Source organism: Streptomyces sp. NPDC057010 (assembly GCF_042673805.1).
Lineage (GTDB): Bacteria > Actinomycetota > Actinomycetes > Streptomycetales > Streptomycetaceae > Streptomyces.
Genome location: NZ_JBHUSC010000067.1, coordinates 1 through 25,313 on the forward strand (window position 1 = coordinate 1; position 25,313 = coordinate 25,313).

At 70.3% G+C, this 25,313-nt stretch carries 29 protein-coding genes, 1 tRNA gene, 1 pseudogene and 1 riboswitch; of the genes and pseudogenes, 10 read left to right on the top strand and 21 right to left on the bottom strand.

Going from position 1 to position 25,313, the window contains the following annotated elements:
- Positions 1–295: 295 nt before the first annotated feature.
- The 5 genes from ACFTXQ_RS32875 to ACFTXQ_RS32895 form a co-directional block, all read right to left on the bottom strand.
- Positions 296–1,642, bottom strand: a complete 1,347-nt coding sequence (locus ACFTXQ_RS32875) for a DUF445 domain-containing protein (RefSeq protein ID WP_382648145.1) — start codon at positions 1,640–1,642, stop codon at positions 296–298.
- 218 nt (positions 1,643–1,860) lie between these two features.
- Positions 1,861–2,541 (bottom strand): DUF1707 domain-containing protein, encoded by a 681-nt coding sequence (locus ACFTXQ_RS32880; RefSeq protein WP_382648148.1) that lies wholly within the window; start codon positions 2,539–2,541, stop codon positions 1,861–1,863.
- A 121-nt stretch (positions 2,542–2,662) separates the two neighbouring features.
- Entirely contained in the window at positions 2,663–3,631 is a 969-nt protein-coding gene (locus ACFTXQ_RS32885) for an ATP-binding cassette domain-containing protein (RefSeq protein WP_382648151.1), read from the bottom strand.
- Between the two features lie 2 nt (positions 3,632–3,633).
- A complete protein-coding gene (locus ACFTXQ_RS32890; RefSeq protein ID WP_382648154.1) occupies positions 3,634–4,512 on the bottom strand; it encodes an ABC transporter permease in 879 nt (292 codons plus the stop codon).
- Entirely contained in the window at positions 4,505–5,356 is an 852-nt protein-coding gene (locus tag ACFTXQ_RS32895; protein ID WP_382648157.1) for an ABC transporter permease, read from the bottom strand. Before ACFTXQ_RS32895 ends, ACFTXQ_RS32890 begins: the two co-directional genes overlap by 8 nt.
- Positions 5,357–5,573: 217 nt before the next feature.
- On the opposite strand from ACFTXQ_RS32895, the gene ACFTXQ_RS32900 reads away from it, so the two are divergent.
- Positions 5,574–8,066: a transglycosylase domain-containing protein gene (locus tag ACFTXQ_RS32900; protein ID WP_382648161.1), complete on the top strand. Its 2,493-nt coding sequence runs from the start codon at positions 5,574–5,576 to the stop codon at positions 8,064–8,066.
- An 8-nt stretch (positions 8,067–8,074) separates the two neighbouring features.
- Here ACFTXQ_RS32900 and ACFTXQ_RS32905 read toward each other — a convergent pair whose 3' ends face one another.
- The 3 genes from ACFTXQ_RS32905 to ACFTXQ_RS32915 form a co-directional block, all read right to left on the bottom strand.
- Positions 8,075–8,395 carry a multidrug efflux SMR transporter gene (locus tag ACFTXQ_RS32905; protein WP_214938444.1) on the bottom strand — a complete coding sequence of 107 codons (321 nt, stop codon included), beginning with the start codon at positions 8,393–8,395 and terminating at the stop codon, positions 8,075–8,077.
- Between the two features lie 31 nt (positions 8,396–8,426).
- Positions 8,427–8,498, bottom strand: a riboswitch (guanidine-III (ykkC-III) riboswitch).
- A 47-nt stretch (positions 8,499–8,545) separates the two neighbouring features.
- On the bottom strand, positions 8,546–8,887 hold the full coding sequence (locus ACFTXQ_RS32910; protein ID WP_382648165.1) for a GroES family chaperonin: 342 nt from the start codon (positions 8,885–8,887) through the stop codon (positions 8,546–8,548).
- A 22-nt stretch (positions 8,888–8,909) separates the two neighbouring features.
- A complete protein-coding gene (locus tag ACFTXQ_RS32915) occupies positions 8,910–9,230 on the bottom strand; it encodes a DUF3618 domain-containing protein (RefSeq protein ID WP_382648168.1) in 321 nt (106 codons plus the stop codon).
- 111 nt (positions 9,231–9,341) lie between these two features.
- On the opposite strand from ACFTXQ_RS32915, the gene bcp reads away from it, so the two are divergent.
- The 4 genes from bcp to ACFTXQ_RS32935 all read left to right on the top strand — a co-directional run bounded on the left by bcp (position 9,342) and on the right by ACFTXQ_RS32935 (position 11,281).
- Positions 9,342–9,809 (top strand): thioredoxin-dependent thiol peroxidase, encoded by a 468-nt coding sequence (gene bcp / locus ACFTXQ_RS32920; protein ID WP_031152330.1) that lies wholly within the window; start codon positions 9,342–9,344, stop codon positions 9,807–9,809.
- Between the two features lie 137 nt (positions 9,810–9,946).
- The gene (locus ACFTXQ_RS32925) at positions 9,947–10,585 is read left to right on the top strand and encodes an HNH endonuclease (protein ID WP_382648172.1); all 639 of its coding nucleotides are present in this window, start codon (positions 9,947–9,949) and stop codon (positions 10,583–10,585) included.
- The gene (locus ACFTXQ_RS32930) at positions 10,582–11,154 is read left to right on the top strand and encodes an HNH endonuclease (protein WP_382648175.1); all 573 of its coding nucleotides are present in this window, start codon (positions 10,582–10,584) and stop codon (positions 11,152–11,154) included. The genes ACFTXQ_RS32925 and ACFTXQ_RS32930 overlap by 4 nt, the downstream gene beginning before the upstream one ends.
- A 54-nt stretch (positions 11,155–11,208) precedes the next feature.
- A tRNA-Leu gene (locus ACFTXQ_RS32935) sits at positions 11,209–11,281 on the top strand.
- 52 nt (positions 11,282–11,333) lie between these two features.
- Here the strand turns inward: ACFTXQ_RS32935 and rdgB are convergent.
- The 4 genes and pseudogenes from rdgB to ACFTXQ_RS32955 form a co-directional block, all read right to left on the bottom strand.
- Complete coding sequence (gene rdgB, locus ACFTXQ_RS32940; RefSeq protein WP_382648178.1) at positions 11,334–11,948, bottom strand: RdgB/HAM1 family non-canonical purine NTP pyrophosphatase; 615 nt, start codon at positions 11,946–11,948, stop codon at positions 11,334–11,336.
- 7 nt (positions 11,949–11,955) lie between these two features.
- The gene (locus tag ACFTXQ_RS32945) at positions 11,956–12,342 is read right to left on the bottom strand and encodes a hypothetical protein (RefSeq protein ID WP_382648181.1); all 387 of its coding nucleotides are present in this window, start codon (positions 12,340–12,342) and stop codon (positions 11,956–11,958) included.
- Positions 12,343–12,423: 81 nt separating this feature from the next.
- Positions 12,424–13,155 (bottom strand): ribonuclease PH, encoded by a 732-nt coding sequence (gene rph, locus ACFTXQ_RS32950; protein WP_382648184.1) that lies wholly within the window; start codon positions 13,153–13,155, stop codon positions 12,424–12,426.
- An 82-nt stretch (positions 13,156–13,237) separates the two neighbouring features.
- A pseudogene (locus ACFTXQ_RS32955) lies at positions 13,238–13,477 on the bottom strand (glucose PTS transporter subunit EIIB); the annotation flags it as partial.
- A 222-nt stretch (positions 13,478–13,699) separates the two neighbouring features.
- Between ACFTXQ_RS32955 and ACFTXQ_RS32960 the strand changes: the two are divergent.
- Both ACFTXQ_RS32960 and ACFTXQ_RS32965 read left to right on the top strand, forming a co-directional pair.
- A complete protein-coding gene (locus ACFTXQ_RS32960; RefSeq protein WP_382648187.1) occupies positions 13,700–15,001 on the top strand; it encodes a PTS transporter subunit EIIC in 1,302 nt (433 codons plus the stop codon).
- A gap of 346 nt (positions 15,002–15,347) precedes the next feature.
- Positions 15,348–16,571 (top strand): PTS transporter subunit EIIC, encoded by a 1,224-nt coding sequence (locus ACFTXQ_RS32965; RefSeq protein ID WP_382648235.1) that lies wholly within the window; start codon positions 15,348–15,350, stop codon positions 16,569–16,571.
- A 67-nt stretch (positions 16,572–16,638) separates the two neighbouring features.
- Here the strand turns inward: ACFTXQ_RS32965 and ACFTXQ_RS32970 are convergent, their stop codons facing one another.
- Positions 16,639–17,391, bottom strand: a complete 753-nt coding sequence (locus tag ACFTXQ_RS32970) for an MBL fold metallo-hydrolase (RefSeq protein WP_382648190.1) — start codon at positions 17,389–17,391, stop codon at positions 16,639–16,641.
- Between the two features lie 204 nt (positions 17,392–17,595).
- Between ACFTXQ_RS32970 and ACFTXQ_RS32975 the strand changes: the two genes are divergently transcribed.
- Both ACFTXQ_RS32975 and ACFTXQ_RS32980 read left to right on the top strand, forming a co-directional pair.
- Positions 17,596–18,033, top strand: a complete 438-nt coding sequence (locus ACFTXQ_RS32975) for a hypothetical protein (RefSeq protein ID WP_382648193.1) — start codon at positions 17,596–17,598, stop codon at positions 18,031–18,033.
- A complete protein-coding gene (locus ACFTXQ_RS32980) occupies positions 18,030–18,413 on the top strand; it encodes a DUF488 domain-containing protein (RefSeq protein WP_382648196.1) in 384 nt (127 codons plus the stop codon). Before ACFTXQ_RS32975 ends, ACFTXQ_RS32980 begins: the two co-directional genes overlap by 4 nt.
- A 77-nt stretch (positions 18,414–18,490) precedes the next feature.
- Here ACFTXQ_RS32980 and ACFTXQ_RS32985 read toward each other — a convergent pair whose 3' ends face one another.
- The 8 genes from ACFTXQ_RS32985 to clpS form a co-directional block, all read right to left on the bottom strand.
- On the bottom strand, positions 18,491–18,937 hold the full coding sequence (locus ACFTXQ_RS32985) for a hypothetical protein (protein WP_382648199.1): 447 nt from the start codon (positions 18,935–18,937) through the stop codon (positions 18,491–18,493).
- Between the two features lie 173 nt (positions 18,938–19,110).
- On the bottom strand, positions 19,111–20,061 hold the full coding sequence (locus tag ACFTXQ_RS32990) for a PLP-dependent cysteine synthase family protein (RefSeq protein ID WP_382648202.1): 951 nt from the start codon (positions 20,059–20,061) through the stop codon (positions 19,111–19,113).
- Positions 20,061–20,339, bottom strand: coding sequence for a MoaD/ThiS family protein (locus ACFTXQ_RS32995; protein ID WP_382648204.1), 279 nt, complete (start codon positions 20,337–20,339; stop codon positions 20,061–20,063). The genes ACFTXQ_RS32990 and ACFTXQ_RS32995 overlap by 1 nt, the downstream gene beginning before the upstream one ends.
- A gap of 81 nt (positions 20,340–20,420) precedes the next feature.
- Positions 20,421–20,528 (bottom strand): putative leader peptide, encoded by a 108-nt coding sequence (locus ACFTXQ_RS33000; protein ID WP_311736929.1) that lies wholly within the window; start codon positions 20,526–20,528, stop codon positions 20,421–20,423.
- Between the two features lie 77 nt (positions 20,529–20,605).
- On the bottom strand, positions 20,606–21,028 hold the full coding sequence (locus tag ACFTXQ_RS33005; RefSeq protein WP_382648208.1) for a Mov34/MPN/PAD-1 family protein: 423 nt from the start codon (positions 21,026–21,028) through the stop codon (positions 20,606–20,608).
- A gap of 89 nt (positions 21,029–21,117) precedes the next feature.
- Positions 21,118–22,560, bottom strand: coding sequence for an amino acid permease (locus tag ACFTXQ_RS33010; RefSeq protein WP_382648210.1), 1,443 nt, complete (start codon positions 22,558–22,560; stop codon positions 21,118–21,120).
- 350 nt (positions 22,561–22,910) lie between these two features.
- Entirely contained in the window at positions 22,911–23,519 is a 609-nt protein-coding gene (locus ACFTXQ_RS33015; RefSeq protein WP_382648213.1) for a DUF2017 domain-containing protein, read from the bottom strand.
- Complete coding sequence (gene clpS, locus ACFTXQ_RS33020) at positions 23,519–23,833, bottom strand: ATP-dependent Clp protease adapter ClpS (RefSeq protein ID WP_382648216.1); 315 nt, start codon at positions 23,831–23,833, stop codon at positions 23,519–23,521. Before clpS ends, ACFTXQ_RS33015 begins: the two co-directional genes overlap by 1 nt.
- Before the next feature lie 80 nt (positions 23,834–23,913).
- Here clpS and ACFTXQ_RS33025 point away from each other — a divergent pair, with 80 nt between their 5' ends.
- Positions 23,914–25,242: a nicotinate phosphoribosyltransferase gene (locus ACFTXQ_RS33025; RefSeq protein WP_382648219.1), complete on the top strand. Its 1,329-nt coding sequence runs from the start codon at positions 23,914–23,916 to the stop codon at positions 25,240–25,242.
- Positions 25,243–25,313: the final 71 nt, after the last annotated feature.

Here is a 25,313-nt window from a genome sequence, read left to right on the forward strand (position 1 = left end):
CCTGAGTGCACAGGTGCCGCTCAAAGACCGGGGCTCCGCCCCGCACCCCGCGCCTCAAACACCGGCCAGGCTGGATTGCCCCGCCCGAGTGCACAAGTGCCGCCCAAAGACCGGGGCTCCGCCCCGCACCCCGCGCCTCAAACACCGGCGGGGCTGGATTGCCCCGCCCGAGTGCACAAGTGCCGCCCAAAGACCGGGGCTCCGCCCCGCACCCCGGGGGGCCCCCGCCCCGGGGGGGGGGGGGGGTCGGGGGGGGTGGGCCCTCAAACGCCGGCGGGGCTGGATGAGATCGGAGCTATGCCCCGAACGCGCGCGACACCGTGTAGATCAGCAGGCCCGCCAAGGCGCCGACCACCGTGCCGTTGATGCGGATGAACTGCAGGTCCCGGCCGATGTGGGCCTCGATCTTGCGGGAGGTGTGCTCGGCGTCCCAGGACGCCACCGTGTCCGTGATCAGTGAGGTGATCTCGGTGCGGTAGGTGGTGACGACGTACACGACCGCGCCCTCGATCCAGCCCTCCACCTTCCGCTGGAGGCGCCCGTCCGTCGCCAGCCGGGCGCCCAGGGAGATCAGCGACGACCGCACCCGCAGGCGCAGCTCGCTCTGCTCGTCCTCCGCCGCCGAGATGATCATCGAGCGGATCGCCGACCAGGCCGAGGCGATGACGTCCTGGACCTCGTCGCGCGCGATGATCTCGGACTTGAGGCGCTCGACGCGGGCCCGGGTCTCCGTGTCCGACTGGAGGTCCGCCGCGAAGTCCGTCAGGAACCGGTCCACCGCGCCGCGCGCCGGGTGCTGCGGCATGTCCCGCATCTCGGTGACGAAGCGCAGCAGCTCCTTGTACACGCGCTCGCCGACCTTCCGGTCGACGAACCGCGGGGTCCAGCCGGGGGCGCCGCCCTGGACGGCGTCCGAGATCGAGTCCCCGTGCGTGACCAGCCAGTCGGCCGCGCGGGCGCACACCAGGTCCACGGCCCGGTGGTGCCCGCCGTCCGCGACGACCCGCTCCAGGGTCTTGCCGAGGCCCGGCGCGATCTCGGCCGTCTCGGCGCGCCGCGTGACGGCCTCGCCGACGACGGCCTGCACGTCGGAGTCGCGCAGTACGGTCAGGGCTCCGCGCAGCGCCGTGGCCAGCTCCGCCGTGACCCGGTCCGCGTGCGCGGGCTCGGCCAGCCAGGCGCCGAGGCGGCCGCCGATGCCGAGGGCGTGCAGGCGGGCCCTGACCACGTCGGAGGAGAGGAAGTTCTCCCCGACGAACTCCCCGAGGGTGACGCCGAGCTGGTCCTTCTTGGTCGGGATGATCGCGGTGTGCGGGATGGGCAGGCCGAGGGGCCGCTTGAAGAGCGCGGTGACGGCGAACCAGTCCGCGAGCGCGCCGACCATGCCGGCCTCGGCGGCGGCCGCGACGTAACCGGCCCAGCCGCCGGCGCCCCAGGCGTGCTGGGCGTACTTGGCCAGTACGTAGACCAGCGCGACCAGGATCAGGAGGCCGGTCGCGGTGGTCTTCATCCGGCGGACGCCGCGGCGGCGCTCCTCGTCGGCGGCGCTGAACACGAACATCCCGCGGGTGGGCGCCGCCCCCGCCCCCGTCGGCGGCCCGTCCGGCGGGGCGGCTCCTGTGGTTCTGGTGCGGTTGCTCACGGTGTCCTGCCTTCCCCCGGGGGCGCCGGTTTTGTATGCATAGCATCCGACTATTGGGAGGCGTGAGGAGTTCCCGCCACGCCCTTTCGCTCCCGCGAGGGGTGCCGTGTGGGGGCCGCGCGCCGGGGGCCGGACGTGCGCGCCGCTGCTGGGGCTCCGCCCAGACCCCGCGCCTCAAACACCGGCGGGGCTGGATGTGCCCGGCCCGCCGCCCCGGGCTACAGCTCCTTGCGGAGCGACGGCGCGCCCGGCGGCAGCTTCGGGGGCTTGACCTTGATCTCCACGCCGCCCCAGAAGGCGAAGCCCGTGATGGTCACGCGCGGCGCACCCGGCTGGGCCGGGCCCGTGCCGTCGCGCTGGTCGAAGGCGCCCATCAGGCCGAAGCCCCGTACGTCGACCTCCACGCCCGGCGGCACCGTGATCTCGATGCCGCCCATGATCGCGACGCAGTTGATCACGACCTCGCGCTGCGCGAAGTTCGCCTCGCGCAGGTCCAGCTCCCCGCCGCCCCAGAACGCCACCGCGTCGAAGCGGGCGGGCACCGTCCACCGGCCCTTGCGCTGGAACCCGGACATGACCGCGACCGCCGTCGCGGACGTCCCCGTACCGCCGATCCGGGCCGGCCACGCCGAGCCCGCCCCGGAGGCGGAGGCCGGCATCGGCGCGGACACCCCTGGCACCCCGGACAACGGCATCGGGGCCGACGGCAGGTCCCGCGTCAGCGGTTCCAGTTCCGCGTACGTACGGGACTTGTACGCCGCCTCCAGCCGCTCCTCGAACTCCTCCATGTCGAGCCGGCCCTCGGCGACGGCGTCCCGAAGACGTTCCACCACCCGCTCCCGGTCGGCATCCGACGCCCTCAGCTCCGGCAACGGCTTCTCCGGCCGCTCGTCACTCATGCGCACCAGACTATGCAGGGTTCCCCGTGAGTTGTATGGCTTGACCCCTACTCCGACCCCGGCTTCCCCCTGATTTATCCCCGCCTTCGTCTCCGCCCTTATCCCCGCCCTTATCCCCGCCTTATCCCCGCCCCGCGTACATCCGCGCGATCACGTCCTCGATGTCCGGCTCCCGCACCGACAGGTCCACCAGCGGATACCGCGCCGCCACCTCCGCCACCAGCGGCGCCGCCGAGGCCCCCGCCGGGAAGGCCAGCCACTGCCGCGGCCCGTCCACCCGCACCACCCGCGCGCCCGCCAGCTCGATCGGCGCCAGCTCCCGCTCCAGGTCCACCACCAGGGTCCGTTCGCCGTCCCCGATCGAGTGCAGCCCGCCCAGCGGCCCGTCGTACATCAGCCGCCCGTGGTCGATCACCATCACCCGCTCGCACAGCTGCTCGATGTCCTGGAGGTCGTGCGTCGTCAGCAGCACCGTCGTCCCGAGCTCCTCGTTCAGCTGCCGCAGGAACCCCCGCACCTTCGCCTTGCTCACCACGTCCAGCCCGATCGTCGGCTCGTCCAGGTACAGCACGTCCGGGTCGTGCAGCAGAGCCGCCGCGATGTCCCCCCGCATCCGCTGCCCCAGCGACAGCTGCCGTACCGGGACGTCGAGCAGCTCGGCCAGGTCCAGGCGCTCCACGCACCGCTCCAGATTCGAACGGAACCGCGCCTCCGGGATCCGGTACATCCGCCGCATCAGCCCGTACGAGTCCTTCAGCGGCAGGTCCCACCACAGCGTCGTGCGCTGCCCGAAGACCACCCCGATCCGGTGCGCCAGCCGCATCCGCTCCCGCGCCGGGTCGATGCCCGCCACCCGCAGCCGGCCGCCGCTCGGCGTCAGGATGCCGGTCAGCATCTTGATCGTGGTCGACTTCCCGGCACCGTTGGGCCCGATGTAGCCGACCATCTCCCCCCGGGCCACCTCGAAGCTGATCCCGTCCACCGCCCTGACCCGGCTCTTCTCCCGGCGCCACAGCCCCGCCCCGCGACGCCGTACGTCGAAGACCTTCTCGACCCCGTCCAGCGAGATCAACGCATCCGCCACGGCCACCGCTAACTCCCCGCACTCCGGTACGAACGGACTCCCGCGCGCCACCCGAGCGACGCGGGCAGGAACACCGCGAAGGCCACCAGCGGGCTCGCGTACGCGACCCACCCCGGCAGCCCCAGCGGATCGGGCCGCCCCAGCACGTGCAGCGCCGGCAGCCAGTTGACGAAGGCCAGCGGCACCACGAAGGTCACCCCGCGCAGCAGGTCCTTCGCGAATACCGTCGGCGGGTACTGGAGCATCGTGCAGCCGCCGTACGTGAAGGAGTTCTGCACCTCCGCCGCATCCCCGGCGAGGAACTGGAACGCCGCCCCCGCCACCATCACCGCCCCGAAGATCCCCGCCCCGGCCGTGACCATCACGGCCATCAGCAGCACCTTCCCGGCGGTCCACTCCACGTCCAGCGCCGACACCGCCCACGCCAGCACCCCCAGCCCCTGCATGATCCGGCCCAGCCGGCGCAGCGCGAACCGGTCCGCCGCCACCTGCGCGAGCACCGGGACCGGGCGCACCAGCATCGTGTCGAGCGAGCCGTCCCGGATCCGGGCGCCGACCCGGTCGGTGTTGCCGAGGAGCAGGTCCGCCAGGCCCAGCGAGGCCGTGCAGGTCCCGTACAGCAGGGCGGTCTCGGGCAGCGTGAACCCGCCCAGGGCGTCGACGTGCGAGAACATGACGGCGATCGCGACGAAGTCGAGGAGGGTGATCGCCGCGTTCCCGAAGGTCGACAGGAAGAAGGACGTCCGGTAGGTCATCGTGGAGCGGATCCACATCGCAGCGATCAGCCCGTAGCCGCGCAGGCCCTCCAGCGCCCGGTTGCGCCGGGGCAGTTCCAGGGCCGCGGCCGGCGGCTCCCGCCCCTCGCGCTCCAGCACCGCCTCAGCCACCCTGGACCACCACCTTCCGCGTCGCGGCCGACTGCAACAGCCGCCCCGCACCCAGCAGTACGAGCGCCCACCCGGCCTGGAACACCAGCGCCTCCACCGCGCTCCCGGCCCCCGCGTGCGCGCCCATCAGCACGTCCAGCGGAACCTGGAGCATCGCCGCCCACGGCAGGACCCGGACGAACTCGCCGAAGCCGCCCGGGAACACGGTCAGCGGCAGCAGCATCCCCGAGAAGAAGATGGAGACGACCGTGGCCATCAGGTTGATCCCGGCCCCGTCCATCAGCCAGAACGCCAGCAGCCCCAACAGGTAGCGCAGCGCGAAGCTCACCACCAGCCCGAGCGCGACGGAGACCAGGAACAGCAGCCAGCGCACCGGATCGGCCGGCAGCGCCAGCTCGAAGAACAGCGCCCCCGCCACCAGCGGCACCACCCCGCGCCCGAGCAGCTGGAAGGCGGCCCGCCCCATGTCGGCCGCGAGCCACCACATCTGGAGGTCCGCCGGCCGGTACAGGTCGACCGCGATGTCACCCGTACGGACGCGCTCCTGGATCTCCTCCTGGAAACCGCCACCGATCAGCGCCCCGGCGGCGAGCAGCGACTGGCTCACCCATACGAAGGTCAGGGCCTGCGCCTGGTCGTAGCCGCCGAGGCCGGGCCGCTCGTCCCACAGCGCGATGTAGGTGTACGCGACGATGAAACCGAAGACGGTGTTCGTGAACACCCCGGCCGCCGTCGCGATCCCGTAGGTCGCGTAGCGCCGGAATCCGCCCGCGGCGACCGCCAGGTAGAGCCCCGCTCCGCCACGCGCTCCCGCCCCTGCGCTTCCACCTGCCCTCTGACGCACCGTATCCCTCCGTTTTGCCCGGTCGTTCCCACGTCGTTCCCACGGTCTTCTGCGTCGGTCCTGCGTCGGTCCTGCGTCGGCCAAAGCGCGCGAGCTTAGTGCGGAGGGGCGATCCACGCGAACGAATTACGCCCGTCCGGAGCGGAACAAGCGGCCATCGGGTAGACACCAGGGGTACAGAAGTGGATATTTCGCACGGCGTCGAGGAGTCCTGGAGATGAGCGACCAGTCACCACCACCGGGCTGGACCCCTCGCGATCCGGACACACCGCCCGAGGTCCCGCAGCCGCGCCCGCAGCCAACGGGCAGGCAGGGAAGGCAGGGAAGGCCCGATCAGCCGGAGAGACCCGACAGGCCCGGCGAACCCGGCAGACCCGGCCGCAAGCCCAAGCGGAAGCGGACCGGCTGGCGCCGCCTCATCCCCACCTGGCGCATGGTCCTGGGCGGCATCCTGCTCATCGCCCTGCTGCTCGGCGGCGCCCTCGTCGCCGGCTACCTGCTCGTGGACATCCCGCCGGCCAACTCGGCCGCCACCGCCCAGTCCAACGTCTACCTCTACTCCGACGGTTCCCAGCTCGCCCGCGACGGCGAGGTCAACCGCGTCAACGTCCCGCTCTCCCAGATCCCCCGCACCGTCCAGGAGGCCGTACTGGCCGCGGAAGACCGGGACTTCTACTCCGAACGGGCCGTCGACCCCAAGGCGATGCTCCGCGCCGCCTGGAACACCGCGACCGGCAAGGGCACCCAGTCCGGCTCCACCATCACCCAGCAGTACGTCAAGAACTACTACCTGGGCCAGGAACAGACGATCAAACGCAAGGTCAAGGAATTCTTCATCGCGATCAAACTCGGTCGCGAGAAGTCGAAGCAGTACATCCTCGAGGGCTACCTGAACACCAGCTACTTCGGCCGCAACGCCTACGGCATCCAAGCCGCCGCCCAGGCCTACTACGGCAAGGACGTCGGCAAACTCACCACCGCCGAGGGCGCCTACCTCGCCACCCTCCTCAACTCCCCCAGCGCCTTCGACGTCCTCTCCCACCCCCAGGGCCGCCCGCGCGCCCTCGCCCGCTGGAACTACGTACTCGACGGCATGGTCAAGAAGGGCTGGCTGCCCGCCGCCGAACGCACGGCCACCCAGTTCCCCGAACCGGGCAAGGTCCGCGCCGCCGCCGGACTGTCCGGGCAGCGCGGCTACCTCGTCGAGGCCATCAAGGACTACATCGTCGAAAGCAGGATCCTCGACGACAAGACCCTCGCCGAGGGCGGCTACCGCATCACCACCACCATCGACAAGCGCCGCCAGAACGCCTTCGTCGAAGCCGTCGACGACCAGATGGTCGACAAACTCGACCCGCAGACGCGCAAGGCCGACCGCGTCGTACGCGCCGGCGGGGTCTCCATCGACCCCGCCACCGGCAAGGTCGTCGCCATGTACGGCGGCATCGACTACACCAAGCAGTACGTCAACAACGCGACCCGGCACGACTACCAGGTCGCCTCCACCTTCAAGCCGTTCGTCTTCGCGGCCGCCGTCGAGAACGACTCCCGCACCCAGGACGGCCGCCGGATCACCCCGAACACCCTCTACAACGGCGACAACAAGCGCCGCGTCGTCGGCACCCGGATCCCCTACGCCCCCGAGAACGAGGGGCAGGTCAGCTACGGGAACATCACCGTCAACACCGCCACCGACCTCTCCGTGAACGCCGTCTTCGCCCAGATGGTCGTCGACGTCGGCACGGCGAAGGTCAAGAAGACCGCCGTCGACCTCGGCATCCCCGAGAACACCCCCAACTTCGACCCCGGCCCGGCCATGGCACTCGGCACCATGCAGGCCAGCGTCCTCGACATGACCCAGGCGTACGCGACCCTCGCCGACCACGGCCGGCGCACCCCCTACACCTTCGTGGAGAAGATCGCCAAGGGCGGCGACACGATCGGCCTGCCCGCCCGCACCCCCACCCAGGCCGTCACCCGCGAAGCCGCCGACACCACCACCTCCATGCTGGTCAGCGTCGTCGACAACGGCACCGGCACGGCCGCCCTCGCCGCCGGGCACCCGGCCGCGGGCAAGACCGGAACCGCCGAGCTGGACCGCTCCGCCTGGTTCGCGGCGTACACCCCCGACCTGGTCACCGTGGTCGCGATGATGGGCCAGGACCCGGACACCGGAAGGCTGGAGTCGCTGTACGACGCGCTCGGCGAGTCCCGGATCGGCGGTGGCGGCTACCCGGCCCGGATCTGGGCCCAGTACACGAAGACGGCCCTGGAGGGCACCGACCCCGTCGACTTCGACCTGGAACTCCAGCCCGGCGGAGCGCTGCTCCCCACCGCCCCGCCCCCGCAGTGGGAGCAGCCGACGGAAGAGCCGACGCAGGACGAGGACAGGCCGACACGCCCGGGACGGCCCACCAGGCCGGGGCGCCCGACTCCCCCGAACGGCGGCCAGGACAACGGCGGACAGAACCAGGGGGGCCAGAACAACGGCGGACAGAACAACGGCGGCCAGAACCAGGGCGGCCAGGACAACGGCGGACAGACCCAGGGCGGCCAGACACAAGGCGGCCAGGACAACGGCGGCGCCGCCGCCGCGGGCGCCCAGGGCGGCACCACCACGGGCACGGAAGGCGCCACCGCCGCGGGCACCAACGGCGGCGGCACCACAGGAGGCCTGCGCCCGGCACCGCCGTCGGCGTTCCTCGAATGAGGCGGGGATCAGTGACCGGAGGTCGCCTTCAGCCCCACCACGGCGACCAGCAGCAGACAGATGAAGAAGATCCGGGCGGCGGTGACGGGCTCACCCAGCACCGCCATCCCGAGCACGGCCGCACCGGCGGCACCGATGCCCACCCACACCCCGTACGCCGTACCGATCGGCAGCGACTTGGCGGCGTACGAGAGCAGCACCATGCTGGCCACGATCCCGGCACCCGTGAACACACTGGGCCACAGACGGGTGAACCCTTCGGTGAACTTCATGCCGATCGACCAGCCGACCTCGAGCAGACCGGCGACGAGAAGAAGAACCCATGCCATGACGGCACCTCCGAGACAACGAGCGGTACGGGGTGCGTCGTCTTGTCGTACCCGGTACGGCGCGTCTCGTCGGGGTTCCCCACCACGGTAGCAAAGGGCAGGCAAAAGGGCCGGTGACCTCGATCACCGGCCCTCCGCAACGCCCTGGGGTCAGAGGTACAACCCGGTGGAGTCCTTCGCCCCCTCGAGCCGCTCCGCGGCCACGGCGTGCAGGTCGCGCTCGCGCATCAGCACGTACGTCGCCCCCCGCACCTCCACCTCGGCCCGGTCCTCGGGGTCGTACAGCACCCGGTCGCCGGGCTCGACGGTACGGACGTTCTGTCCGACCGCGACCACCTCGGCCCAGGCCAGCCGCTTGCCCACCGCGGCAGTCGCCGGGATGAGGATGCCGCCGCCGGAGCGGCGCTCGCCCTCGGGCGAGTCGGACTTCACGAGCACGCGGTCGTGAAGCATGCGGATGGGCAGCTTGTCGTGGGTGGTGTTCTCGCTCACGCCTTGAACCTACCTGAGGGCGTCAGCCGCGCTTGCGCCGCACCGACAGCACGAGCAGCCCGACCACACCGGCGGCGACCAGCGCGACCGGCACGATCCGCTCGACGCGCGGGGCCCCGTCCTCGTGGCGCAGGGCGCCGGTCACGTCCGTCACGAGACGGTTCACCGCGACGAAGGCACGCCCGGCGGTGTGGTCGACCGTCGAGGCGACCCGTGCCTTCGCGTCCCCGATGATCGTCTTCGGGTGCATGCGCACGCCGATCTCGTCGAGCGTCTCGGCGAGCTGCTCGCGGCGGCGGACGATGTCCGCCTCGATCTGTGCGGGGGTCCTGGCTTCCGGCACCGCGCTGCCTCCGTCGTCGTGGTCGTGGTCGTGGGGCGTAGTCCGACATGAACAGTCTGTCAGCAGCTTAGTCTCGTGCCATAACGATCCCCTCTTGAGGAGACTTCCGACATGAGCGAGCGACTTCAGCCGGGCGACACCGCCCCCGCCTTCACCCTGCCCGACGCGGACGGCAACGAGGTCTCGCTCGCCGACCACAAGGGCCGCAAGGTCATCGTCTACTTCTACCCGGCCGCGCTGACGCCGGGCTGCACGAAGCAGGCCTGCGACTTCACGGACAACCTGGACGTCCTGGCCACGGCCGGCTACGACGTGATCGGCGTCTCCCCGGACAAGCCGGAGAAGCTGGCGAAGTTCCGCGAGAAGGAGCACCTGAAGGTCACCCTGGTCGGGGACCCGGAGAAGGAGACCCTGACGGCGTACGGCGCCTTCGGCGAGAAGAAGCTGTACGGCAAGACGGTGACCGGGGTCATCCGCTCCACGGTGGTCGTGGACGAGGAGGGCAAGGTCGAGCACGCCTTCTACAACGTCAAGGCCACGGGCCACGTAGCGAAGATCATCAAGGACCTGGGCATCTGACTGCCCGAACGCAGCGGCCCGCACCCACCGGTGCGGGCCGCTCCGCTTATCGGTCAAAACCGGCCGCAACCGTCCGACTACCGTCCCGTTACTCCGTACGAGGGCCGCACACGCGGCCGGGGACGGAGGGGGCCGGAATGCCGATCAGCCCGTACACGAAGGAACGCCTCGCGGAGGCGGCGCGCACGTCGCTCACGCTGACGGAGGCGCTGGAGAAGTTGGGGGTGGACCCCAAGGGCGGCTCGCGCCGCTACCTGCACGACCGGATGCGGAAGCTGGGCGTGGATGTCTCCCACTTCGAGCAGGAGGGGGCGAAGTGGACGAAGGAGATCCTGGCGGAGGCCGTCTCCACTTCGACGAACATGTGTGAGGTTCTCCGGTACCTCGGCCTTGAGGTCGTGGGCGGCCACCACACCCACATCAGCCGGCGAGTGAAGGCATTCGGCATAGACACGTCTCACTTCAAGCTGCCATCTCCGGCAGGTCGCCCCAAGACTCGGCGCACCCCGGACTCCGTCCTGGTGAGACAGGACAATGCCCGTGCCCGCCGCACACCAGGCGAGCACCTCAAGCTCGCGCTGGCCGCGCACGGCGTTCCCGAGCAGTGCCAGATGTGCGGCATCGAACCGACCTGGCAGGGGTATCCGCTGCCACTGGAGGTCGATCACATCGACGGCGACTGGCGCAACAACCAGCCGGACAACCTACGACTGCTCTGCCCCAACTGCCATTCCACGACCGACACATACCGCGGCCGCGCAAAAGGTCTCCGATGAGCGCCCGCAATCACTACACCCGAGAGCTCCTGGCTGAAGCCGCCGCACTGTGCGGCGACATCGACGAGGTCATCGCCTATCTGGGCACCAAGCCGTACCCACGGCTGGACAGGTACCTGTTGGAGCGCTTCCGCAGGTACGACATCGACGTCACACACTTCGCACGTCGCGACCTGGGCATGCCGGCATCCGGCAGCCTGAACGAAACCCTCAAGCGGTGGATCCGGGAGGACGGCCTCTCAACCGCACACTTCCTCGGGCAAGCCCACCAGCGCGGCAGGGCAGGGTCCACGCCCATGAGGTCGTCGGCGGACATCCTCGTCAAGCACAGCGGACAGCGACGCACCCGCACCCACCTCCTGCGGCGCGCATTGCGCGAAGTAGGGGTTCCAGAGTGCTGCGACACGTGCGGAGCACCACCCGAGTGGCAGGGACGGCCGATGACGTTGGAGGTGGATCACATCAACGGAGACTGGAGTGACGACCGCCAGGAGAACCTGCGGCTGCTCTGCCCCAACTGCCACGCGGTGACGGACACCTGGTGTCGGGGTGGGCCGCGCAGCCGCTAGATCACGGGTGCATCAACCACAGGTGCGGCGTGCGCAGTAGAGTGTTCCTCGCTTGCGTCCGTACGCCACCTGGTGAGCGGCGGTCTTTAGGTGGCCGCGTATGTCGGTTCGAATCCGACCGGGCGCACTCGGCGAACAGGGCCTGGTCTACCGAACTCGGGAGACCAGGCCCTGCCGCGTCAGCCCAGGAGTTCGCGGACCACCGGGATCAGGGCGCGGAAGGCCTGGCCTCGGTGGGAGATGGCGTTCTTCTCGGCGGCGGTCATCTCCGCGCAGGTGCGGGATTCGCCCAGGGGCTGGAGGATCGGGTCGTAGCCGAAGCCGCCCGCGCCCGAGGGGGTGTGGCGGAGGGTGCCCAGGAGGCGGCCCTCGACCACGCGTTCCGTGCCGTCCGGGAGGGCCAGGGCCGCCGCGCAGAAGAAGTGGGCGCCGCGGTGCGCGTCGTCGATGTCGCCGAGCTGGGCCAGGAGGAGGGCGAGGTTCGCCGCGTCGTCGCCGTGGCGGCCCGCCCAGCGGGCGGAGAAGATGCCGGGGGCGCCGTTCAGGACGTCGACGCAGAGGCCGGAGTCGTCGGCGACGGCCGGCAGGCCGGTGGCCTGGGCCAGGGCGTGGGCCTTGAGGAGGGCGTTCTCGGCGAAGGTGACGCCGGTTTCCTTGACGTCCGGGACCTCCGGGTACGCGTCCGCGCCGACCAGCTCGTGCGGCAGGCCGGCGTCGGACAGGATGGCGTGGAGTTCGGAGATCTTGCCCGCGTTGCGGGTCGCCAGGATCAGGCGGGTGGGCGTCGAAGTCATGCCCCCATTATCCCGGGGTGCAGACCTTCGAGATCTCGCTCGCGGCGTCGGCGACCGGTGTGATGTCCGGGGCGGTGTTGCCCTGCTCGATGGAGGTGCGGACGTTCTTGATGGCCGTGTTCATCGAGTTGATGGCCTTGCCCAGGTCGGCGTTGTCCGTCTGGTCGCCGATCTTCTTGAGGTTGGCGTCGATCTGGTTGAGCGCGTTCTGGGCGTCCTGCGGGCTGTTGCCGGCCTGGGAGACGGCCTGCTGGAGGTCGCCCACGCCGTCGGTGATGGCCACCGCCGTGTTCGCGCAGTCCATGGCGGTGGAGATCGCGTCACAGGACGTCAGGGCGGGGAGGGTGAGCGCGGCCGCCGCGGCTATGGCGGCGATGCGGTACTTCGGCTTCATGGGGTTCCCCCGGGACGTTCGGATACGTGGACGGGCGCACGGTGGTGACACCGTGCGCCCGTATCTTCGTAGACGCGGGGTCTAGAGCTCCAGTTCCAGCGCGCTCAGCTGGAGGGCTTCGAGGTCGGCGCAGCCGCCGGCGGCGAGGTCCAGGAGGGCGTTGAGTTCCTTGCGGTCGAAGGGCTCGCCCTCGGCGGTGCCCTGGACCTCGACGAAGCGGCCGTCGCCGGTGCAGACGACGTTCATGTCCGTCTCGGCGCGCACGTCCTCCTCGTAGCAGAGGTCGAGGAGCGGGACGCCGTCGACGATGCCGACGCTGACGGCGGCGACGGTGCCGGTGAGGGGCTTGCGGCCGGCCTTGATGAGCTTCTTCTTCTGGCCCCAGGCGACGGCGTCGGCGAGGGCGACGTAGGCGCCGGTGATGGCGGCGGTGCGGGTGCCGCCGTCGGCCTGGAGGACGTCGCAGTCCAGGACGATGGTGTTCTCGCCGAGGGCCTTGTAGTCGATGACGGCGCGCAGGGAGCGTCCGATGAGGCGGGAGATCTCGTGGGTGCGGCCGCCGATCTTGCCGCGGACGGATTCGCGGTCGCCGCGGGTGTTGGTGGAGCGGGGCAGCATCGAGTATTCGGAGGTGACCCAGCCTTCGCCGCTGCCCTTGCGCCAGCGCGGGACGCCTTCGGTGAAGGAGGCGGTGCAGAAGACCTTGGTGTCTCCGAAGGAGATGAGGACGGAGCCCTCGGCGTGCTTGCTCCATCCGCGTTCGATGGTGACCGGGCGGAGCTGTTCGGGCGTACGGCCGTCGATGCGAGACATGTCTCCGAGCCTAGTCGCTGCGGCAGTACGCGAAGACCCCGTCCGGGTAGGTCCGGTACGGGGTCTTCGGGGGATCGTCAGATCACATCATGTCTTCGATGTCGGCGGCGATGGGGTCGGCGTCGGTGCCGATGACGACCTGGATCGCGGTGCCCATCTTGACGACGCCGTGGGCGCCGGCGGCCTTGAGGGCGGCCTCGTCGACCTTGCTCGGGTCGATGACCTCGGTGCGCAGGCGGGTGATGCAGCCTTCGACCTCTTCGATGTTCTCGATGCCGCCGAGCCCGGCGACGATCTTCTCAGCCTTGGTGGCCATGTGTTTCTCCCTGAGTGTTACGAAGAACGAGTCTCGGCGGCCAGGTACACGGTTCCCACCTGTGCGGTCCGCTTCGTCACGTTAACGCACGGTTGGCCCATCTACGCGAGCGCATGACCGCTGCCTGCCGAATGATGTCGATCAGCAGCAGCCCGCCCTCAACTGGTCTACACCAGTGTGCCGCAAGTGCTGCGGCTGCCAAAAACGGGCCGGTCAGGGAGGACGCCGATGAGCGCGAGCAGCGCCGCAGCAGCACCACGGCAAACGTGGTGGAACGGCTTGTTCCAGGGGCTGCAGAAGATGGGGCGCAGCCTTCAGCTGCCGATCGCCGTGCTGCCCGCGGCGGGAATCCTGAACCGGCTCGGCCAGAAGGACGTGTTCGGCCCCGAGGGCCTGGACTGGACGAACGTCGCCAAGGTCATGGCGGGCGCGGGCGGGGCGCTGCTGGACGCGGATCTCGGTCTGCCGCTGCTGTTCTGCGTGGGCGTCGCGATCGGCATGGCGAAGAAGGCGGACGGTTCGACGGCGCTGGCGGCGGTGGCGGGCTTCCTCGTCTACCGGGGCGTGCTGCACGCGTTCCCGAAGAAGTGCCCGCCGGGGACGCGGACGCTGGCGGGCGGCTGCCTGGGGCAGGGTGACGCCTTCGACGGGTTCACGTACCAGAATCCGGGGGTCTTCGGCGGCATCATCATGGGCTTGCTGGCCGCCTGGTTCTGGCAGCGCTACCACCGGGTGAAGCTGGTGGACTGGCTCGGGTTCTTCAACGGCCGGCGGCTGGTGCCGATCATCATGTCGTTCGTCGCGATCGTCTTCGCCGTGCTGTGCCTGTGGGTGTGGCCGCCGGTCGGTGACGCGCTGGAGAGCTTCTCGGACTGGCTGATCGGGCTGGGGGCGTGGGGTGCGGGCATCTTCGGTGTGGCGAACCGCGCGCTGCTGGTGATCGGCCTGCACCAGTTCCTGAACGTGCCGGTGTGGTTCCAGTTCGGCAGCTACACCACGCCGGAGGGCCAGGTGAAGCACGGGGACATCAGCATGTTCCTGGCGGGTGACCCGGCTGCGGGGCAGTTCCTCTCGGGGTTCTTCCCGATCATGATGTTCGCCCTGCCGGCGGCGGCGCTGGCGATCACGCACTGTGCGAAGCCGCAGCGGCGCAAGGAGGTCGGCGGGCTGATGCTGTCGGTGGCCCTGACCTCGTTCGTCACGGGCATCACCGAACCGCTGGAGTACTCGTTCCTCTTCGTGGCGCCGGTGCTGTACGTGATCCATGCGCTGCTGACGGGTGTGTCGATGGCGGTGACCTGGGGGCTGGGCGTGCACGACGGCTTCAGCTTCTCGGCGGGCCTGATCGACTACCTCATCAACTGGAAGCTGGCGACCAAGCCCTGGCTGATCATTCCGATCGGTCTGTGTTTCGCGGCCGTCTATTACGTGATCTTCCGCTTCGCGATCACCAAGTTCGACCTGGCCACGCCGGGGCGGGAGTCGGACGAGGAGATCGCGGCGATGCAGGCGGAGAACGTGAAGGCGTAGGGCGTGGGGCGGGCCTTCCGCTTGTGCTCTTCGGGCCCTCGGATCCCCGGATCCGGGGGCCTTCGTCATGTCCGGAGGTCCCGGCTCCGGGGCGCCGGGCGGCACGTGCGCCGAGTGTGGCGCAGGCCACAGAAAATCGAAGGTTCCTTATCTAACCCCGACCGTGCTACAACTGGTCTACACCAGCAATTGGTGTAGACCACGCGACCCCATCGGGGCCCGCGTACCCCCCCATCGAAGACGTCGCCGTCCGTCCCCGTGTCCTCTGGCGGCGCCTTGCCCTCTGGAGGAAGTTGTGACCACGGCTGCCGCCCCCGCGGCCCAGAAGAAGAAGGGCTCCGGCGTGATGGCTGTCATGCAGCGCATCGGCCGCAGCCTCATGCTGCCCGTCGCGGTAATGCCCGCCGCCGCCCTCCTGGTCCGCTTCGGCCAGGAGGACATGCTGGCGAACAAGGACTTCCCGGACTTCATCCAGAAGCTCGCGGGTTACATGGCCGCGGGTGGCGACGCCATCCTCGGCAACATGGCCCTGCTGTTCTGTGTCGGCATCGCCATCGGCTTCGCGAAGAAGTCGGACGGTTCCACCGCGCTGGCCGCGGTCGCCGGCTACCTGGTCTTCCAGAAGGTGCTCGCCACCTTCACCGACTCGAACCTGCCGAAGATAGCCAAGGTCGTCGACGGCAAGATCATCAACGTCGAGGCCCCGGTCAACGCCGGTGTCCTGGGCGGTGTCGTGATGGGCATCGTCGTCGCGCTGCTCTACCAGAAGTTCTACCGGACCAAGCTGCCCGACTGGGCGGGCTTCTTCGGCGGTCGCCGTCTGGTCCCGATCCTCTCCTCCTTCGCCGGTCTGGTCATCGGCATCGTCTTCGGCCTGATCTGGCCGGTCCTCGGCACGGGCCTGCACAACTTCAGTGAGTGGCTCGTCGGTTCCGGCGCGGTCGGCGCGGGCATCTTCGGCGTCGCCAACCGCGCGCTGATCCCGGTCGGCATGCACCACCTGCTGAACTCCTTCCCGTGGTTCCAGGCCGGCTCCCACACCGACGCCGGCACCGACTACCACGGCGACATCGCCCGCTTCCTGCACGGCGACCCGACGGCCGGCCAGTTCATGACGGGCTTCTTCCCGATCATGATGTTCGCCCTCCCGGCGGCCTGCCTCGCCATCACCCACGCGGCCCGCCCCGAGCGCCGCAAGGTCGTCGGCGGCATGATGTTCTCCCTCGCGCTCACCGCCTTCGTCACCGGTGTGACCGAGCCGATCGAGTTCACCTTCATGTTCATCGCGCCGGTGCTGTACGCGGTCCACGCGGTCCTGACCGGTGTCTCGATGGCGCTGACCTGGGCCCTCGGCATGAAGGACGGGTTCGGCTTCTCGGCCGGCGCGGTCGACTACCTGCTCAACCTGGGCAAGGCGACCAACCCGCTGGGCCTGGCGCTCGTCGGCCTGTGCTTCGCGGCCCTCTACTACGTGATCTTCCGCTTCGCGATCACCAAGTTCAACATTCCGACGCCGGGCCGCGAGTCCGACGAGGAGCTGGCCGAGCTGCAGAAGGCAGAGGCCAAGTAGGGCACGAAGCCGAAGCCCCCGCTCTCCCGGAAGGGAGGGCGGGGGCTCCGTCGTTTCGCGGGCGGGGTCAGACCTCGTAGACGGCGCCCGAGTACGCCAGGTCCACCGGCCCGTCGTAGACCGCGCGGGCGTCGGCGAGGTTCTGCTCGGCGTCCGTCCACGGCGGGATGTGGGTCAGGACGAGCCGGCCGACCCGGCCGCCGCGCGCGTACTCGCCGGCTTCCCGGCCGTTGAGGTGGAGGTCGGGGATGTCCTCCTTGCCGTGCGTGAAGGAGGCTTCGCAGAGGAAGAGGTCGGTGCCCTCGGCGAGCAGGCCCAGCTCGGGGCAGGTGCCGGTGTCGCCGGAGTACGTGAGCGAGCGGCCGCCGTGCTCGATGCGGATGCCGTACGCCTCGACCGGATGGCTGACGCGCTCGGTGCGGATCTGGAAGGGGCCGATCTCGAAGCTGCCCGGCTTCAGGGTGCGGAAGTCGAAGACCTCGCTCATCGAGCGCTCGTCGGGGACGTCGTCGTAGGCGGTGGACAGCCGCCGCTCGGTGCCCTCGGGGCCGTACACGGGGATGGCGGAGCAGCGGCCGCCCTCGTGCCGGTAGTAGCGGGCGACGAAGTACGCGCACATGTCGATGCAGTGGTCGGCGTGCAGGTGGCTCAGGAAGATCGCGTCGAGGTCGTAGAGGCCGATGTGGCGCTGCAGCTCGCCGAGGGCGCCGTTGCCCATGTCGAGGAGCAGCCGGAAGCCGTCGGCCTCGACGAGGTAGCTCGAACAGGCCGATTCCGCGGACGGGAACGACCCCGAACAGCCGACGACGGTGAGCTTCATGGAGCGTGAACCTCCGTGGACGGTCCGTGGACGGAATGCGGGCCGTGCGTGGGTCGAGCGTAAGGCGCGAAACGGCCGGTCGCTCCTCCGCGGCGGGCCGTTGTGGGGGGAATCACCTGCGCTGTCACCCGTGGGAGCGATGGTGGGCACGGACTTGCCACACGTTGCCATGCCGGGGCGTTCCCGCGCGGCTACGGTCGAAGCATGGACACGTCCTGGTGGCCCGCGGTGGCCGCGGTCGTGGCCGTGGCGCTGGTGGTGCTGGTCGCGGGGGGTCGGCCGGGGCTCCCCCGCCGGGCCCCGCCCGCGCCGTTGTACGAGCACGCGCACGGGACCGGGCCGCCGCCGCGGCCGCGGGCCGGTGAGCTGTGGTCCCTGTCGGACGGGCGGATGTGCCTGGTCCTGGCGGTGGGGCCGGTACGGAGCCACCGGGCGCGGGTCGCGTGGATCGCCGGCAAGTACGACGACCGGCGGGCGGGGGTGATCCCGCTCCCCCCGGGGACGGTGGGGGCGCAGGGCCGGGCGGGCTTCCTGGAGGCGGACCGGCCGGTGGAGGTGTCGCTGTGGGAGTTCCGCAAGCGGATGGGGGTGCTGGATCCGGCGGTGTGGGACGAGGTCAAGGGACTGGGAGGCGGCGGGTGACGAAGGTGACGAAGCCGGCGAGGGCGATCCGGGTGCGGAGGGTGTACGACGCGCCGGAACCGGGGGCGGACGGCGTGCGGGTGCTCGTGGACCGGCTGTGGCCGCGGGGGCTGTCGAAGGAGGCGGCCGGCGTGGACGAGTGGCCGAAGGCGGTGACCCCGTCGACGGAGCTGCGGAAGTGGTTCCACGGGGGCGGCTCCGCCGCGGAGTTCCGGCGGCGGTACGAGGCGGAGCTGGCGGAGCCGGAAGCGGTGGCGGAGCTGGCGCGCCTGCGGTCCCTGGTGGAGGCGGGCCCGGTGACGCTGCTGACCGCGGTCCACGACCCGGAGTCGAGCCACGCGGCGATCCTGGCGGACCGACTGGGCCCGGAACCCGCCTGACGACCGCCCCGGGCATGCGGCGACCGCGGGCCGGGAGGGTTCGTCGGGGGCCCGGTCCGCGGTGCCGTGCCGGGGGGTCAGATGACGGCGGGGCTTCGGTCGGTGCACAGGGCCCAGATCACGAAGACGCCGATCGCGATCGCGATGAGGGACCACAGCGGCTGGTAGGGCAGCCACAGGAAGTGCAGGATGATCATCACTCCGGTCAGGGCGATGCCGAGGGCGCGGCCCCAGGTCGTGCCCGTGAGGATCGCGATGCCGATGATCAGGACGATGATGCCGATGATCAGGTGGATCCAGCCCCAGGCGGTCACGTCGAACTTGAACGTGTAGTCGCGGACCCGCAGGAGGACGTCGTCCTTGGCGAGGGCGGCGATTCCTTCGAAGATCGCGAACACGCCGTTGATCATCATCAGGACGGCGGCGAACATCGTGCCGCCCGCCGCCCAGCCGGAAGCGTCCCCCGGTGGGGGCGGCGGGGTACGGGGAGTCCCGGGAGCCGCCGGATTGGGAGCGGTCGTCATCGAGCCACCAGCCTCTCTGTGGAGTCGGGTCGGGCACGTTCAGCCTCGACCCGTACCGCCGTCCCGGCGACTCACAGGGGCCATTCGGGTGAATTCACCCGGAAACGCGGCGGCCCGCTCCCCCCGTGGGGGAAGCGGGCGCGCGGCTCCGCGGAAGAGAGGGGCGATCCGGGCTACGCCCAGAGCTGGCCCTGGAGGACCTCGATGGCCTCCTCGGTGGTGGCCGCGGTGTAGACGCCGGTCGAGAGGTACTTCCAGCCGCCGTCGGCCACGACGAAGACGATGTCCGCCGTCTCGCCCGCGGCCACCGCCTTGCGGCCGACGCCGATCGCCGCGTGCAGCGCGGCCCCGGTGGAGACGCCCGCGAAGATGCCTTCCAGCTGGAGGAGTTCGCGGGTGCGGGTCACCGCGTCGGCCGAGCCGACCGAGAAGCGGGTGGTGAGCACGGAGGCGTCGTACAGCTCCGGGACGAAGCCCTCGTCGAGGTTGCGCAGGCCGTAGACGAGGTCGTCGTAGCGCGGTTCCGCGGCGACGATCTTCACGCCGGGCACGTGCTCGCGCAGGTAGCGGCCGACGCCCATCAGGGTGCCGGTGGTGCCCAGGCCCGCCACGAAGTGCGTGATGGAGGGGAGGTCCGCGAGGATCTCCGGGCCCGTGGTGGCGTAGTGCGCGCCCGCGTTGTCCGGGTTGCCGTACTGGTAGAGCATCACCCAGTCGGGGTGCTGCTCCGCCAGTTCCTTCGCGACGCGGACGGCCGTGTTCGAGCCGCCCGCCGCCGGTGACGAGATGATCTCGGCTCCCCACATGGCCAGCAGGTCACGCCGCTCCTGGGAGGTGTTCTCCGGCATCACGCACACGATGCGGTAGCCCTTGAGCTTCGCCGCCATCGCCAGGGAGATGCCGGTGTTGCCCGAGGTCGGCTCCAGGATGGTGCAGCCGGGGTACAGCCGGCCGTCCTTCTCCGCCTGCTCGACCATGTGGAGCGCGGGGCGGTCCTTGATCGAGCCGGTCGGGTTGCGGTCCTCGAGCTTCGCCCAGATGCGGACGTCGTCCGAGGGCGACAGCCGGGGCAGGCGCACCAGCGGCGTGTTGCCCACGGCTGCCAGCGGGGAGTCGTAACGCATTACTTCGAGCCGCCGGCCACGGCCGGGAGGATCGTGACGGTGTCGCCGTCGGTGAGCGTGGTGCTGATGCCGTCGAGGAAGCGGACGTCCTCGTCGTTGAGGTAGACGTTCACGAAGCGGCGCAGCTTGCCGGCGTCGACGATGCGCTCCTCGATGCCCTTGTGACGCGTCTCAAGGTCCGAGAAGAGGTCGCCGAGGGTGGCGCCCTCACCGGACACGGCCTTCTCGCCGTCGGTGTAGGTGCGGAGGATGGTGGGGATGCGGACCTCGATGGCCATGGCAGGCTCCAGTGTCGTGAAGGGGCGTAAGAACGTGAAGGCGCGCGGTTCTTGTGCCCCCGCGCAAGAGGGCTCTGGTGCTCAGGCAGCAGGACAGATGGCGCTGGCGAGGCGGCACAGGTCGACGTGCAGCCGCGCCACGAGCAGCAGCCTGCCGGGCGTCTCGATGCTCACGTCGTGGGAAACCATGCGGTCATGTTAACGATTCCCGGTCCCCCACTTGGAGTGTGATCCCGCATCGTGGACGCCTACTGCTCACATAGTGATCAGTAGGCTGCTACGACCTGCACTTCTTCCTCGGTGATCACGCCGTCGACGATGCGGTACGAGCGGAACTGGAACTCCCCGAGGCCGTCCTTGTCCGCCGTGGAGACCAGCACGTAGTGCGCGCCGGGCTCGTTCGCGTACGTGACGTCCGTGCGCGAGGGGTAGGCCTCGGTGGCGGTGTGCGAGTGGTAGACGATCACGGGCTCCTCGTCCCGGTCGTCGAGCTCGCGGTAGAGCTTCAGCAGGTCCTTGGAGTCGAACTCGTAGAACGTGGGCGACCGGGCCGCGTTGAGCATGGGGATGAACCGCTCGGGGCGGTCGGTGCCCGCCGGGCCGGCCACGACGCCGCACGCCTCGTCGGGGTGGTCCTGGCGGGCGTGCTCGACGATCTGGTCGTACAGGGCCTGGGTGAGGGTCAGCATGAGCGACAGGATAAGCAGACGGGCCCTCCCGTACCGAGGAGTGGTACGGGAGGGCCCGAATGGTGGACAGGCAGCCTGGGCGGAGCGGGCTACGAGGCCTTGGTGAAGGCGGCGCCGCGCGGGTTGCGGGCCTTGAGGACCAGGTAGGACAGGCCCAGGATCAGGCCCCACAGCGGGGCGCAGTACAGCGAGACGCGGGCGTCCTTGTCGATGCCCATCATCACGATGACCATGCCGATGAAGAGCAGGGCGAACCAGCTCGTCCAGGGGGCGCCGGGCGCCCGGAACGGGGAGGCCGGCAGCTCGCCGCGGTCGGACTTGGCGCGGTAGCGGATCTGGCAGACCAGGATCATGATCCAGGCCCACATGCCGGAGATGGTGGCGAAGGAGACGACGTAGTCGAAGGCCTTGCCCGGGGCGACGTAGTTGATCCAGACGCCCACCAGCATCAGCGCGGCGGAGAAGGTGGTGCCCACGAGCGGGGTGCCGCTCTTGGTCAGCTTGGTGAAGAACTTCGGGCCCTGGCCGTTGAGCGCGAGGTCGCGCAGCATGCGGCCGGTGGAGTACATGCCCGAGTTGCAGGAGGACAGGGCGGCGGTCAGCACGACGAAGTTGACGATCGCGGCGCCGATGCCGAGGCCCATGCGCTCGAAGGCGGCGACGAAGGGCGAGACGCCGGGCTGGAAGTGCGTCCACGGGACGACCGACAGGATCATGATCAGGGCGCCGACGTAGAAGACGGCGATGCGCCACGGCACGGTGTTGATGGCCTTGGGCAGGGTCTTCTCGGGGTCCTTGGACTCGCCGGCGGTGACGCCGACCAGCTCGACCGCGAGGAAGGCGAACATCACGATCTGCAGCGTCATCAGCGTGCCGCCGATGCCCTTGGGGAAGAACCCGCCGTCGCTCCACAGGTTGGTGACGGTCGCGGTGTCGGCGGCGTCGGAGAACCCGATGGTGAGGATGCCGGCGCAGATGAGGATCATGCCGACGATGGCGGTGACCTTGACCATGGAGAACCAGAACTCCAGCTCACCGAAGAGCTTCACGGAGATCAGGTTGGCGCCGTAGAGGATGACGGTGAAGATCAGCGCGTACGCCCACTGCGGGAAGCTGTCGTGGGTCCAGTACGCCATGTACTGAGCGGCGGCGGTGACCTCGGTGATGCCGGTGACCACCCAGAAGAGCCAGTACGTCCAGCCGGTGACGTATCCCCAGAACGGGCCCAGGAACTCGCGGGCGTAGTCCGAGAAGGAACCGGAGACGGGGCGGTACATGAGCAGCTCGCCCAGGGCCCGCATGATGAAGAAGATGACCAGGCCCGCGATGGCGTAGGCCAGGATCAGGCTCGGGCCGGCCTTGGAGATCGCCTTGCCGGCGCCCAGGAACAGGCCGGTGCCGATGGCTCCGCCGATCGCGATCATCTGGATCTGGCGGGCGCCGAGCGCGCGGTGGTAACCCTCGCCGCCGCCCTCGCCCTGGGTGCCCTCGCCGGGCATCCCGTCGTGCTGCTCGACCTGCACAGAGGTCATGTCTTGGTGCGCCTTTCTCCACGCCGACCCGCGCCTTGACTGGCTGCGGATCGGGTCCTCGATCCCCCCGGATACGGATGGAGTTGCACGCCGGCGGTCCGCCGGTTCAAGCAGGCCGGGGGACATGGGTGGCGTCCCCTCGGCGGTCGTGAAGATTTATCACGGGCTTACGGGTGAGCGAGGCCGGAAAATGTGACGCAGGACACGGGAAATCCAGGACATGACGCCTGAAACGGATCAGATCACCGCATCGCGGTGATCTGATCGTTATCCGGATTTGAGCGTCCGCTGAGCGAACACTGTTCGCCCTTGAGGATCCTCAGAGCCTTCTCGGGGAGTCACCCGGGGACTCAGAGGGTCTCGATGAGGGTCTCCTGGAGCCCGCCGAGCCAGAGGTACGCCATCACCATCGGCTTGCGCGGGTCGTCGTCCGGGAGCCGGAAGAGCATCGCGCTCTCGTCGTCCTCGGTGATGTCGAGGCGGGCGGCGATCGTCAGGCGCAGGTCGTTGAGCGCGCCCAGCCAGCGCAGCGGCAGCTCGCCGGTCAGCTCCAGGACCGCCGCCCCGTCGCCGGCGGGGGTGAGCCCGTCCAGGCTGCGTACGACGGCCAGGGCGTCCTCCCGCTTGCGGGTGCGCAGGTCGTTCTCGGTGAAGCGGCGGAACTCCGCCGAGCGGGCCTTCAGCTCCGCCGGGTCGACGCCCTCGTCGCCGGAGCCGTCGGGGGCCCCGTAGGCGTCGGGGAAGAGCCGGGCCAGGGCCGGGTCGGCCGGGGGCTCGGTGGGGCCCTCGGAGGCGAAGAGGACGGCCAGCGGGTCGGCGTCCTCGGCGGGCTCCGGCTCACCGGGCCCGATCAGCTCCAGCAGCTGAACGGCCAGGGAACGCAGGATGGAGATCTCGATCTCGTCGAGCGCGATGGCGGCGCCGCCGCCCTTGAGCTCCTCGAAGTGTCCGCCGCTCATCAGCCGCGGTCCTGGGAGAGGGTCGCCCACAGGCCGTATCCGTGCATGGCCTGCACGTCGCGCTCCATTTCCTCACGGGTGCCGCTGGAGACGACCGCGCGCCCCTTGTGGTGGACGTCGAGCATCAGTCTGTGCGCCTTGTCCTTGGAATAGCCGAAGTACGCCTGGAACACGTACGCCACGTAGCTCATGAGGTTGACCGGGTCGTTGTGCACCAGGGTCACCCAGGGGACGTCGGGTTCGGGGACCGCGAAGGTCTCTTCGGCCGATTCGGTGCGTTCGATCTCTACAGGAGCAACACTCACTCGTCCCATGCTGCCACCGTGACGGGTCCGTCGCACAAACGGGGCCTACATCTCGTCACTTTGACGAAATGTGCGCTAGCATCCGTGGCATGAACCCTGCGGACCTGGGCCTGCCGGTGGACGTGCCGTCGACAGCGCTCTTCACGGACCATTACGAGCTGACGATGCTGCAGGCCGCCCTGGCGAACGGCACCGCCGACCGCCGCTCGGTCTTCGAGGTGTTCACCCGGCGGCTGCCGGAGGGACGCCGCTACGGAGTGGTGGCGGGAACCGGCCGGGTGCTCGACGCGGTGGAGAACTTCCGCTTCGACGGCGCGGTGCTGGAGTTCCTGCGCGAGCGGGCCGTCGTCGACATGCGGACGCTGGACTGGCTGGCCTCGTACCGCTTCTCCGGCGACATCTGGGGCTACCCGGAGGGGGAGGTCTACTTCCCCGGCTCGCCGATCCTGCGGGTGGAGGGCAGCTTCGCCGAGTGCGTGCTGCTGGAGACCGTGATCCTGTCGATCCTGAACCACGACTCGGCGATCGCGGCGGCCGCCTCCCGGATGACCTCGGCGGCGGGCGACCGGCCGCTGATCGAGATGGGCGCGCGGCGCACGCACGAGCTGGCGGCGGTGGCGGCCTCGCGGGCCGCCTACGTGGGCGGCTTCACCTCCACCTCGGACCTGGCGGCCGGCTTCCGCTACGGGATCCCGACGGTGGGGACCTCGGCCCACGCGTTCACGCTGGTGCACGACAGCGAGCGGGACGCGTTCACGGCCCAGGTGGCCTCCCTGGGCCGGGGCACCACCCTCCTGGTGGACACGTACGACGTCGCCGAGGCGGTGCGCACGGCGGTGGAGGTGGCCGGCACGGAGCTGGGCGCGGTCCGGATCGACTCCGGGGACCTGCTGCTGGTGGCGCACCGGGTGCGGCAGCAGCTGGACGAGCTGGGCGCCACCGCGACGAAGATCGTGGTGACCTCCGACCTGGACGAGTACGCCATCGCCTCGCTGGCGGCGGCGCCGGTGGACGCGTACGGGGTGGGCACGCAGCTGGTGACGGGCAGCGGGCACCCGACGTGCTCGATGGTCTACAAGCTGGTGGCGCGGGCGACCTCCGCGGACCCGAAGGCGGCGCTGGCGCCGGTGGCGAAGAAGTCCACCGGCGGCAAGACGTCGATCGGCGGCCGCAAGTGGGCCGCGCGGCGGCTCGACGCGGAGGGTGTCGCCGAGGCGGAGGTCGTCGGGACCGGGCCGGTCCCCTCGGCCCTGGCCGACCACCAGCTGCTGACCCAGCTGGTCAAGTCCGGCGAGGTCATCGCCCGCGAGCCGCTGGAGGCCGCGCGGGACCGGCACCGCGCCGCCCGCGCCGGGCTGCCCCTGTCCGCGACGCAGCTCTCCCGCGGCGAGGCCGTGCTCCCGACCGAGTACGCGTAGCCCGCGGCGCCGCCGGGGGCTCCTGGGGCTCCGCCCCAGACCCCGCGCCTCACACGCCGGCGAGGCTGGAT